The following is a 12,062-nucleotide window of genomic DNA, read 5'->3' as shown; positions in this document are numbered from 1 at the left end:
TGCCTCTCTTTTTATCAAATTCATCAATTTGTGGAATAAATAGGTTTATTTATTGTCAATTCGTTTTAAATATGATATTGACAACGGGGTCCTTCCTCCTTAAAATGAAAATGATTATCAGCATCAATTAGGAGGAACATCTTATGTTTATTAGGAGTCAATTTTTTCCGAAAATTAAAATAAATACAGTCATCCCTTTCCTGCTTATCTTTTTATTAGTAGGCTGTTCTCAAGCAAACAATGGGGCAGATGGAAACAAGGATCATCCTGACATGATCACGATGGCTTGGCCGAGAGATATTGGCGAAATGAATCCGCACGTATACAACCCATCACAATTGTTCGCGCAATCAATGATTTATGAGCCATTGGTCAGCTATCAAAAGAATGGAAAGCTAAAACCTGAATTAGCGAAATCATGGGATGTGTCAAAGGATGGCAAGGTGTACACGTTCCATCTTAGAGACAAAGTGACATTTTCAGATGGATCTGAGTTTAATGCAAACATTGTGAAAAAGAACTTTGATTCCATCTTAAAAAACAAGGATATACATAGCTGGTTAGGTGTGATAAAAAAGATCAAAAAGACAGAAGCAGTAGACAAGAAAACATTTAAACTCACATTAACAGAGCCATATTATCCAACTGTTCAAGAATTAGCCGTTGTCCGCCCGGTTCGTTTCTTAGGCGAAGCAGGCTTCCCTAAAAACGGTGATACGTCAAAAGGAATTGAAAAACCAGTGGGGACAGGCCCTTGGGTATTAAAAACATATCAAAAAGATGACTATGCCATTTTCGAACGAAATGATCATTATTGGGGAGAAAAACCAAAGGTCAAAGAAATCAAAGTCAAGGTCATCCCAGATGCGGAAACGAGAGTCATGGCATTTGAAAAAGGTGATGTAGACATCCTTTACGGAGAAGGAACCATTAGCCTGGATGCCTACAAACAGTTAGAGGCGAGCGGTAAGTATGAAACAAAAATGTCAGAGCCTGTAGCAACGAGACAGCTTGTCATGAACACAAAAGTCGATCAGCTGTCAGATGAGAAAGTGCGACATGCCCTTCAATATGCGATCAATAAGAAATCAATGGTAGAAGGTGTCACCTCTGGCTTAGAGGATGAAGCAGATCACATATTGCCGACCAACATGCCTTACACATCTGATATTAAGGTGAAGTCGTTCCAATATGATGTAGACAAAGCGAAAGCATTGCTGGATGAAGCAGGCTGGACACTACCAAAAGGAAAAACCGTTCGTGAAAAAGATGGAAAAACGCTTGAATTTAGTATGATGTATGATTCAGCAGAATCGATTCAAAAAGCGATGGCTGAGACGCTTCAAGCAGAATGGGGTGCCATTGGCGTTGGTGTCAAACTTGAAGGTGTGGAACTGGCAACACAGGTGCAGCGCTTTAAAGCTAATAAGTTTGATATGAACTTCTTTAGCAACTACGGAGCGCCATATGATCCGCATACATTTATGAACGTCGTCTCATCAGATGGTTTTGGATTCAAAGAAGCCATCTCAGCCTATCCAAATAAGGACAAGCTGATCAAAGAAATGAGCGAAATTCCATCAACAACCAATGAAAACAAACGAAAAGCACTTTATTCGTCTGTCTTATCTTCATTACAGGATCAAGGGGCAATTGTGCCAATCTCTTATTTTAAAAAGACAGCCGTTTATCAAAAAAATGTGAAGGACTTTGAGTTCCCAGCAAATCGCGACGAACATCCATTCACAGGTATTAAGCTGAAGTAATAGAAGGAAGGTTAGGAAATGGGCCGCTATATCGTCAAACGCATGCTATCAATCATCCCTGTATTTTTATTAGCCACTCTTTTCACGACTGGTATGATTCACCTTTCGCCAGTTGACCCGGCTGAGGCATATTTAGCAGCGGCTCATATCCAGCCAACGGATGAAATATTAGCGCAAAAACGAAGTGAATTTGGTTTAGACCAACCGTTTTATATGCAGTATCTTCACACCATTGAAAAAGTCATTCATCTTGATTTTGGCAAGTCATATATGTCCAACCAGCCTGTGCTCAATGAGGTGATCTATAGAATACCAGCGACGATTCAATTGGCGCTGACTAGTCTACTGATTGCAATTTGTGTCAGCATTCCACTCGGCTTTTTCAGCGGCATGAGGAAAAATGGCATCGTTGATCATGTGAGCCGGCTCATTTCTTTCTTAGGAGCATCTATCCCTACGTTTGTCTTGGGGTATTTGCTCATCTTCTTTTTTTCAGTGAAGCTCGATCTTCTACCGGTAGAAGGGGTGGGAACATGGGAGCATCTCATCCTGCCGTCGGTCACACTGGCCGTCCCTTTAATTGCGATGTATACAAGGCTATTACGATCAAGTGTGAGTGAGGCGCTTCAAGAGCCGTTTGTTCAATATGCGAGAATCAGAGGATTAAAGGAACGGTCGATCATGTTCAAGCATGTATTGAGAATCGCGATATCGCCAATGCTGACAGGGCTTGGGGTGAATCTTGGCAAGCTGCTGACAGGAACCATTATCGTAGAGGCAGTTTTTTCATGGCCAGGGTTTGGGCGTTTCTTTATTGAAGCGATCTTTAACCGGGATCTGCCGGTCATTCAATTCTATGTCCTCATGGCAGCATGTATCTTTATCTTGAGCAGCTTGATTGTGGACTTACTTCAGCTGATCATTGACCCCCGTATTTCCAGAAAGGAAGGCCGCCAGACATGATGACAAAAGGAAAAAATCTCTTCTCTCATCAAAAGCTGATCTCGATCTGCGTGGTGCTCCTTGGTCTATTGCTGATTGTGACAATATGTGCGCCGTGGATCGCTCCACATGATCCGGCGGCTGTCAATCTAGCGATGAAGCTAAAGGGGTCTTCGTGGGAGTATCCTCTTGGGACAGATCAATTAGGCCGATGCAATTTATCTCGAATTTTATATGGTGCACGTGTTTCACTAGGCTGTGCGTTATTAATCTTTCTCTCTTCTTTATTGATTGGGTTAATCGTTGGTTTGTTGTCAGGTTACAAAGGTGGCTGGATCGATCACGTCTTAATGAGAATCTGCGACGGGATCATGGCATTCCCGAACCTAGTGCTGATCCTCGGATTAGTCGGCATCTTCGGTCCTGGACTTTCTCAAGTAGTGCTTGCCTTGATGCTTGTGCAGTGGGTATACTATGCTCGCGTCTTCCGAGGGATGGTGCTAAGTTTAAAAGAACAGAACTTTATTGCTGCTGCGAAAATTAGCGGAACATCCCACTGGAACATCATGAGAAAGCATATGATTCCAAATGTCCTGCCGCCACTCGCGGTCATTGGCACACTCGAAATGGGCTGGGCAATTATGGACATTTCAGCGATGTCCTTTCTCGGATTAGGCGTTCAGCCTCCTATGCCTGAATGGGGAGCGATGATCCATGAAGGGAAATCGTATATTCAAACGAATCCTCAGTTGATGCTGTATCCAGGTCTTGTCATCATGGCTGTCGTCGTCCTCTTTAATTTACTAGGAGAAGCCCTTTCAGAGAAATATGGTATCAAACGCCGTGTGTAAAGGAATGATCAATGTGCAAGAGTCCATTTTACAAATAGAGAACCTGCATGTGCAGACGAAAACGCCTCATGGGACAACCTCTCTTATTCAGGACGTATCGTTTGAAGTAGGGCGAGGTCAAATCGTTGGATTAATAGGTGAGAGCGGCTGCGGGAAAACGGTGACAAGTATGTCGATCTTACATATGCTTGACCGGAAAACAACGGATGTTACTGGTAGCATCACATTACAAGGACGAGAATTGATCGGTATGAGTGAAAGGGCTATGCGCTCTATTCGGGGCAAAGACATCTCATATATTATGCAAAATCCAATGAACAGCTTTACGCCAGTATGGACGATCGGTCATCAGCTGATTGAAACCATCCGCCGGCATACCACTGTCAGTAAAAGGCAGGCAAAAGCGAAGGCAATGGATGCGTTAGCGCAGATGAATCTGCCGCAGCCAGATAAGCTGTTAAACAAGTATCCTTTTGAACTAAGCGGCGGCATGCTGCAGCGTGTCATGATTGCCATGGCTGCCTGTATGCACCCGCCTCTCCTCATAGCAGATGAACCAACAACTGCTTTAGATGTACACACACAGAAGCTGGTGCTTGAGCATCTGAACCAAATTCGTCATGAGTATGGAACCGCCATTTTGCTCATTACTCACGACCTTGGCGTCATTGCAGAAATGGCAGATCAGGTTGTTGTCATGAGACAGGGAGAAATGGTTGAAAAAGCAGAAGTGCTTGAGCTTTTTGAAAACCCCAAGCATGATTATACAAAGAAACTATTAGCAGCTCGTCCATCCATCCCAGCTGTTTGCCCGATTTGAGGTGAGAAGGCCCTTGCATTTATTAGAAGTGAAAGCAGTTAGTCATTCATACAACAGCCGGTCGTTTCTGATGAGAAAAAAAGGCGCAGACCAAGTCTTAAACGGCGTCAATTTAATCATTGAAGAAGGCACGTGCGTCGGATTGCTGGGGCAAAGCGGCGCAGGGAAAAGCACGCTAGGCCGTATCATACTTGGTCTAGAGAAGCCAAAAGCCGGTCAGGTTCTTTTTGAAGGGCAGGATATTTATTGTGCAGATCAAAGAACACGCAAACATTATCGCCGGCATGTGCAAGCGGTGTTTCAAGATTCGTACTCGGCGGTGAATCCAAGGTGGACAGTCGAACAAATTTTATCCGAACCGCTTGAAAACTATGAAACCATGAGCCGAAAAGAACGCAAAATCGTGCTGATCCATTGGCTGGAAAGAGTCGGGCTCAGCGAAAAGGACTTGTCTAAATATCCGCATCAATTCAGCGGTGGCCAGCTGCAAAGGATCAACATTGCAAGAGCCTTATTGCTGCAGCCAAAGCTCGTCGTACTGGATGAATCCGTCAGTAGCTTAGACATGGTCACACAGGGTGTCATTTTAGATTTATTAGTAGAATTAAAGAAGGAACTAGGTGTCGCTTACTTATTTATTACACATGATATGACGGCAGCCTATCACTTAAGTGATCAATTGGCGATATTGGATCAAGGTGAACTTGTTGCTCAATTTCGATCAAAGGATGATTTCTTTTCATCTGAAGAGAAAGCGGTGCAAAAGATGAGAGATGCAATGCTCGCAGACCATCCTTTGTCCCGAACAATTGGCAGACCGATTCGATAAATCTTCATTACATCAATGCCTCTTTTAGAAGAGGCTATTTTTCATGAAAGGCAGGTGGCATCGTGAACCATCGAGCGTATTTAGCTTTAGCCATTCCTTTAACCATCTCAACGATGACCACTCCATTACTTGGAGCTGTTGATACAGCAGTTGTCGGTCAGCTTGCCAACCCCGCGTATATTGGAGGCGTCGCGGTTGGCAGTCTCATTTTCAGTACACTCTATTGGCTCTTTGGTTTTTTGCGGGTGAGTACATCTGCTTTTGCCGCTCAGGCAAACGGGGCGCAGAGTGAAGAGCAGGGCGTACTTGCTTTTCTAAGACCCTTTTTAATCGCCATCATTGTCGGCCTTTGTTTTATTGCCCTACAATGGCCCATTATTCAATCTGCTTTTCTCGTGATCTCTCCGGCTGCGGATGTACGGCAATTTGCAGCAGATTATTTTCATATTCGGATTTGGGGTGCGCCGTTTACCTTAATGAATTATGTGATATTAGGCTGGCTGATGGGAATGGCAAAAATGAAAGAAGCCCTCTCTTTACAAATCTTGATCAATGTCATGAATATGGTCCTTGCCCTCCTGCTTGTTCATGTGTTTTCGTTTGCAGTCAAAGGGGTGGCGGCCGCGACATTGATATCTGAATTAACCGCCTTTGTATTAGGCGCATGGATCATCATGAAACATTCAAAAAACGGGTTCCAGATGCCGTCTATTAAGAAAATCATGGATACACAGGCAGTTCAGAAAATGTTTCATGTGAATAAAGACTTGTTTATTCGGACGATTTGTCTGCTTGTCGTGATTAACATGTTTACAGCAAAAGGTGCTTCTTTTGGAACAGAGATGCTGGCGGCCAATGCCATCTTATTTCAAATTCACTACATCATGGCTTATTTGTTCGATGGTTTTGCCAATGCATCCAGCATCCTTGTGGGGAGATCAGTTGGGGCAAATGATCGCACCCTTTATGAGAGAACTTTAACCCTTTCGAGGCAGTGGGCACTTGTCATGGCATGCCTAATTGCGTCGGTTTATTTTCTCTTAAAAGAGCCGATCTTGGGCTTGTTTACAAATCTTCCCCGTCTTTTAGATGTGACATTAGGCTATGCAGACTGGCTCGTTCTCTATCCGTTTGCCGCTTGTTTCGGTTTGGTCATATACGGTGTATTTACAGGTGCGACAGAAATTGCCCCTGTCAGAAATTCAATGCTGTTTGCGATGATCTTGTTTATCGTTGTTCAAGCAGCGGTTACGCCTATTTGGCATAATCACGGATTATGGTTTGCCTTTATCATCTATACTACCGGACGGTCTGGCTTTTTGATGATGTACAAATCAAGGCTGGATCAGAAGCTTTTCGCAAATGAAAAACACCCTTTGCCATCATGACAAAGGGTGTTCATGTTCATTCATTCGCTTTCTTTTTTCACCTTTTGATACGCCTCATCAAGGTGCTGAATTCGCTTCAAAACCACAGCATTTTTGGTCAGCTGATCTTGTACAAGCGTTGACACCACTGAGCGGTAATAGGCATTCATGGCATGAATCTTGTCTTCATTTTGATTCATGGCGATGTGTTGTTTCAAGTTGTCAACAAAGTATGGAACGGAAAAAAGTTCAGACATGGGAATCACTCCTATTTCGTATATACGGTCCGTCAATCTTCATGTAAAATGATGAGAGGGAGGGGAGACAATGAGCCTTAATCTGCAACAAGAACAAGTATTAAAGCAGGTGCTCACACAAGAACTCCGGCAGGCCATTACATTGCTCCAGCTGAATAGCACTGAGCTTGGCGAGTATCTTGACCAGTTAGCGCTTGAGAACCCTCTGATTGAGCGGAAAGACACGGACAGCTATCAACCAGTTTATCATAAAAAATCTCAAGACCGAATGACAGAGCCGTATCGAACGCATCAAAAAGAAAGCCTGCAAATGTATTTAAAGAAACAAGCCATTGATTTGAATTTAAGTGAAAAGAATCAAAGGATCTTTCATTTTATGATCGAGTCCATTGATTCCAATGGCTATTTAAATGAACCAGTTGACGAGATGGCAGCAGTCTTAAAGGTGTCAGCTGAAGAAGTTGAAGCCGTCCTTCATCAGCTTCAATCGCTAGAGCCTGCCGGTATTGGCGCAAGATCTTTACAAGAATGCATCCTGCTTCAGCTGAGAAGAAAAAAGGAGCGCTGGTATGAAGCTGAGCTGATCATCGATGAGCACTTCTTTCTCTTTGCAAGAAAGGCATGGAAGGAAATCGCGGCGAAAACAGGTATTTCCATGAAAACACTTCAAGCGGTACAAGATGAGGTGTCGCAGCTTGAACCAAGACCAGGCATCCATTTCTCATACGAAGAAGACCATGTGTATATAGAGCCGGATGTGACGATTACTGTCGTGCAAGACCACATCGCATTTGAGCTGAATCAGCGCGCTTTCCCAGACGTTGAAATGAATGAAGGATACTTCGCTATGATTCAAGACCGAAAGCGGCATGAAGCATATGTGTATCTAAAGGAAAAAGAGCAACAGTACAATTGGCTTCTCCAAGCGCTGAAGCAAAGAAAACAAACGATGACCCATGTCGTTCGTGAGATTATCTTACACCAGACAGATTTTTTCCTTACAGGGAAACATAAAATGAAACCGCTTACGATGAAACGTATCGCAGATATATTGCAAGTGCATGAGTCAACAGTCAGCCGAACGGTGAAAGGGAAAATGGTGCAAACCCCTTATGGCCTCATGGAAATGAAGCAATTTTTCCAAGCAAAGCTAGAAGGGCCCTCACTGGAAGAGGCGTCCAGCTACACAGTCAAGACGTACATTGCCGAGCTGATCCAAACGGAAAATAAGAAAAAACCGTATTCAGATCAGCAAATGATGACGCAGCTTCAGCAAACCTTTGGCATTCGAGTCTCACGCCGAACCATTGCGAAATATCGTGAACAAATGAATCTTCCATCATCTACACTGCGGAAGCGCTATGATTAAAAAGAAGTACTTGCCAGAAACATGGCAGGTGCTTCTTTTTTGTTGAAAGGGAGGCACATAGAAGATTTTTTGAAAATTAAATCGGGGAGACGTGTGAACGGAAATTTTGGGGTAAAGTATAAGATAGGGCATGAGCCGAAAAGGATAGACAACAGTGATGAGGTGAGACCAATTGAAATATAAACAAATCAAAACCAAAAAAATATATGAAGAAATTGCGGATGCATTAATCGAATCCATTCGCACTGGTGAGCTTCTTCCGGGAGAAAAATTAGATTCGGTTCAAGCGCTCTCAGAAAACTTTCAAGTCAGCCGTTCCGCTGTGAGAGAGGCGCTGTCTGCTCTCAAAGCGATCGGATTAATAGAGATGAAGCAAGGGGAGGGCACATATGTGAAGCAGTTCGATCCTGAACAGCTCGCATTTTCTTTATCTCCTGCATTTTTAATGAAGCAGCATGATGTCAGGCAGCTCCTTGAAGTGAGAACCATTATTGAAACAGGAGCTGTCAAAAAGGCGGCGCTGCTTCGGACGGACGATGACCTTCATCAGCTGCGTGATGCACTTGAACAAATGAAGCTGGCAGAAGCCCATGAAGAAATTGGTGAAGAGGCAGATCTCACCTTCCATCTCGCCTTAGCCAAAGCCTCGAAGAATGATGTATTAAAGGTGTTAATGAATCAGGTCTCATCCTTGTTAGTAGAAACGATGCGGGAAACGAGAAAAGTCGTGTTATTCTCAACGAAAGCCTCCATTCGGAAGCTTTACGAAGAACATGAACAAATTTACAAAGCCATCGTTGCAAGGCAGCCAGAAGAAGCAGAGAAAGCGATGCTTACGCATTTGAAAAATGTAGAAAATCTGCTCGGTGATGTGCTGCAAAAACCAGCAGAACAAACAGATACACAATAAGCTGTGCCGAAATGATGGCACAGCTCTATTATTGACGAGAAATATGTAGCTTTTTCATTCGATATTGCAGACTTTGCCTGCTCATGCCCAATAACTTTGCAGTCTGTGAAATATTATCGTCCATTTTTTCTAAGTAATGGACGATGTATTGTTTTTCGAATCGTTCCATTTGGGTTTGGAAATCAGTCGTCTGTTCTGGGCTTGTATACACAAAGGTGTCAGCAGCTGCGGTTTGCTGCAAAGAATTTGTTTGCAATTGCGCCTTAGGACGGTCTTCCCCGTGTTTAAATCTAAAATGATAGGGAAGGTGATGCATGCTTAAGTCGTCTTCATCCATCATCATATTCATCCCCGCCTCAATCACATGCTCAAGTTCTCTTACATTGCCTGGCCAATGATACGCCTTAAAAAGGGCAAGTACCTCTTCATCAGCCGCCTTCACCTTCATTTGAAACAGCTCATTATATTTTTGAATAAAATGATTCACAAACGTAGGAATGTCCTCTTTTCGTTCAGAAAGCGGCGGAATAAATAAGGTGACAATACCGAGACGATAAAATAAATCCTTGCGCATACGTCCACCTGCGATTGCATCCACAGGGTCCTCATTCATATTGGCAATCACTCTTACATCAACAGCAATTTCCTTTGTGCTTCCTAGCCTTCTCACACGTTTCTCCTGTAAGACGCGCAGTAGTTTTGCTTGAAGATGAGGATTTAATGAGTTGATCTCATCTAAAAGCAAGGTTCCTCCTTGCGCCTGCTCAAATAAGCCAGGCTGATCAGCTGCTCCCGTAAAAGCCCCTTTTTGTGTACCAAAGAGCAGGCTTTCAATCAAATTATCAGGCAGTGCCGCACAATTTTGGGTAATAAATGGTCCGGATGACCGGCTGCTGCCGTTATGAATGCTTTGAGCAAACAGCTCTTTCCCAGTCCCAGTTTCGCCAACAATGAGCACATAGGAAGAGGTGCGTGTCGCTCGTTTCGCATGCTCAATCACCTCTAAAAAGGCAGGGCTTTGTCCAATAATAGAATCGAAGGTAAAGCGAGTGCTTCCTTTTTTCTTCATATTGTGATGAATCAGCCGTTCTAGCTTCGTCACATCATTCGAAATTTCAACTGCCCCTTGAATGAGACCGTCTCGAACGAGCGGGTATGTATGGTTAATCGTTGTGATTTCTTTTCCGTTGTAATTATGATACGTCTGCTTGGCATGTACGGTTTGTTTCCCGGTACGCAGCGCTTGGACAAGTGTACTGTGCATCTCATCTTGAAAGGCGAAGAAATCGAGTACATTTTTATGGAGAACATCTGAGCGTTTCAATGATTCAATTTCCATCATTTTTTTATTATAAACAACAGTATTGCCATTCTCGTCAATGGCGTGAACCCCGACATCAATTAAATCGAGCATTTGTTTATATAAATCAATCTCATTTTCAAGCTTTGCGGTATGCATATCTTTTTTCACTTGCGCCACCTCCTGACGTTACCTCTATTTTACATGAAAAATTTTGCAGTTTCCTCTAAAAAATTTTGCGCATGCAAAGATATTTTGCGTAATGAATGAGGTAAACCCTTATGATCAAGCGGTCAGAAAGTTGGCACGATCCTTGCATAACATATGGATGAAGATGAACCCAATTGAAAAAAGCTACCTTACAGAAGGAGGAATAGATGATGACACAGACAAATGAATTGATTCAACAAACAGAACAATATGGAGCGGCAAACTATCATCCGTTGCCAATTGTAATTTCAGAGGCTGAGGGAGTGTGGGTGACAGACCCTGAAGGCAATCGATATATGGATATGCTGAGTGCGTATTCCGCAGTGAACCAAGGACATCGCCATCCCCGCATTATTGAAGCGCTCAAAAAACAGGCAGATCGCGTGACACTCACGTCGAGAGCCTTTCATAATGATCAGCTTGGTCCTTGGTATGAAAAAATTTGCAAACTGACGAATAAAGACATGGCACTGCCAATGAATACAGGTGCTGAAGCTGTAGAAACCGCTGTAAAAGCAGCGAGACGCTGGGGCTATGATGTGAAAGGAATCGAAGAGAATCGTGCAGAAATCATTGCGTGTGTTGGCAATTTCCATGGGAGAACGATGACGGCTGTGTCTCTTTCCTCAGAAGCAGAATACCAAAGAGGTTTCGGCCCAATGCTTCCTGGAATTAAGTTGATTCCTTACGGAGATATAGAAGCGTTACGTGAAGCTATCACACCACAGACAGCGGCTTTCCTCATTGAACCGATTCAAGGTGAAGCGGGTATTGTCATGCCGCCAGAAGGCTTCTTGAAAGATGCCAAAACGCTTTGTGAGCAAGAAAATGTGCTGTTCATTGCGGATGAAATTCAAGTGGGGTTAGCACGAACAGGTAAGATGTTTGCGTGTGATTGGGAAGACATTGAGCCAGATATGCTGATTCTTGGGAAAGCTTTAGGCGGCGGAGTATTCCCAATCTCGTGTGTTGTAGCAAACCGTGATATTTTAGGCGTATTTAACCCTGGTTCTCATGGATCTACCTTTGGAGGAAATCCTCTTGCGTGTGCGGTGTCGCTTGCTGCACTGGATGTTTTAATCGACGAAAAGCTTGCAGCCCGCTCTATGGAGCTTGGTGAATACTTCAAAGACAAATTGGCACGCATTCAAAGTCCTGTGATTAAAGAAGTGCGCGGCCGCGGACTATTTATAGGCATGGAGCTGACAGAGGCAGCTAGACCTTATTGTGAAAAACTGAAGCAAGCAGGTTTGTTATGTAAGGAAACTCATGAAACAGTCATCCGTTTTGCACCACCGCTGACTATTTCAAAAGAAGATTTAGACTGGGCGATTGGTCATATTGAAGCACTGTTTCAAGCTTAAATGGCAAAGGGGGAGGAAGCTTCACTTTCTCCCTTTCTTTTTCAACGAACAGCGAATTTTGTCAAAGGATGCTGAAT

At 43.5% G+C, this 12,062-nt stretch carries 11 protein-coding genes; 9 read left to right on the top strand and 2 right to left on the bottom strand.

The window, feature by feature from the left end; all coding sequences use genetic code 11:
- The first annotated feature begins 143 nt into the window (after positions 1 to 143).
- From nikA to NST39_RS16675, 6 genes are all read left to right on the top strand, one after another.
- Positions 144 to 1,766 (top strand): nickel ABC transporter substrate-binding protein, encoded by a 1,623-nt coding sequence (nikA, locus tag NST39_RS16700; protein WP_065097994.1) that lies wholly within the window; start codon positions 144 to 146, stop codon positions 1,764 to 1,766.
- Positions 1,767 to 1,784: 18 nt separating this feature from the next.
- Positions 1,785 to 2,729, top strand: coding sequence for a nickel ABC transporter permease subunit NikB (gene nikB, locus NST39_RS16695; RefSeq protein WP_044138987.1), 945 nt, complete (start codon positions 1,785 to 1,787; stop codon positions 2,727 to 2,729).
- Positions 2,726 to 3,559 (top strand): nickel ABC transporter permease subunit NikC, encoded by an 834-nt coding sequence (gene nikC, locus NST39_RS16690; RefSeq protein ID WP_044138986.1) that lies wholly within the window; start codon positions 2,726 to 2,728, stop codon positions 3,557 to 3,559. Before nikB ends, nikC begins: the two co-directional genes overlap by 4 nt.
- A gap of 4 nt (positions 3,560 to 3,563) precedes the next feature.
- Positions 3,564 to 4,379, top strand: a complete 816-nt coding sequence (locus NST39_RS16685; RefSeq protein ID WP_181462029.1) for an ABC transporter ATP-binding protein — start codon at positions 3,564 to 3,566, stop codon at positions 4,377 to 4,379.
- 13 nt (positions 4,380 to 4,392) lie between these two features.
- Positions 4,393 to 5,208, top strand: coding sequence for an ATP-binding cassette domain-containing protein (locus NST39_RS16680; protein WP_113768100.1), 816 nt, complete (start codon positions 4,393 to 4,395; stop codon positions 5,206 to 5,208).
- A 62-nt stretch (positions 5,209 to 5,270) separates the two neighbouring features.
- Positions 5,271 to 6,596, top strand: a complete 1,326-nt coding sequence (locus NST39_RS16675; RefSeq protein ID WP_106067299.1) for an MATE family efflux transporter — start codon at positions 5,271 to 5,273, stop codon at positions 6,594 to 6,596.
- A 20-nt stretch (positions 6,597 to 6,616) separates the two neighbouring features.
- Here the strand turns inward: NST39_RS16675 and yvfG are convergent, their stop codons facing one another.
- A complete protein-coding gene (yvfG, locus tag NST39_RS16670) occupies positions 6,617 to 6,832 on the bottom strand; it encodes a protein YvfG (protein ID WP_003213121.1) in 216 nt (71 codons plus the stop codon).
- Between the two features lie 70 nt (positions 6,833 to 6,902).
- Here yvfG and rpoN point away from each other — a divergent pair, with 70 nt between their 5' ends.
- Both rpoN and NST39_RS16660 read left to right on the top strand, forming a co-directional pair.
- Positions 6,903 to 8,201 (top strand): RNA polymerase factor sigma-54, encoded by a 1,299-nt coding sequence (gene rpoN / locus NST39_RS16665; protein WP_265208541.1) that lies wholly within the window; start codon positions 6,903 to 6,905, stop codon positions 8,199 to 8,201.
- 172 nt (positions 8,202 to 8,373) lie between these two features.
- The gene (locus NST39_RS16660; protein ID WP_106067297.1) at positions 8,374 to 9,111 is read left to right on the top strand and encodes a FadR/GntR family transcriptional regulator; all 738 of its coding nucleotides are present in this window, start codon (positions 8,374 to 8,376) and stop codon (positions 9,109 to 9,111) included.
- A gap of 28 nt (positions 9,112 to 9,139) precedes the next feature.
- On the opposite strand, the gene NST39_RS16655 is transcribed toward NST39_RS16660, so the two are convergent.
- Positions 9,140 to 10,582: a sigma-54 interaction domain-containing protein gene (locus NST39_RS16655; RefSeq protein ID WP_311771804.1), complete on the bottom strand. Its 1,443-nt coding sequence runs from the start codon at positions 10,580 to 10,582 to the stop codon at positions 9,140 to 9,142.
- 209 nt (positions 10,583 to 10,791) lie between these two features.
- Between NST39_RS16655 and NST39_RS16650 the strand changes: the two genes are divergently transcribed.
- Positions 10,792 to 11,985 carry an ornithine--oxo-acid transaminase gene (locus tag NST39_RS16650; RefSeq protein ID WP_044138980.1) on the top strand — a complete coding sequence of 398 codons (1,194 nt, stop codon included), beginning with the start codon at positions 10,792 to 10,794 and terminating at the stop codon, positions 11,983 to 11,985.
- The last annotated feature ends 77 nt before the right edge of the window (positions 11,986 to 12,062 follow it).

The organism is Bacillus sp. FSL W8-0645 (assembly GCF_038007905.1).
Taxonomy (GTDB): Bacteria; Bacillota; Bacilli; order Bacillales; family Bacillaceae; genus Bacillus; species Bacillus pumilus.
This window is presented reverse-complemented; position numbering and strand designations above follow the sequence as displayed.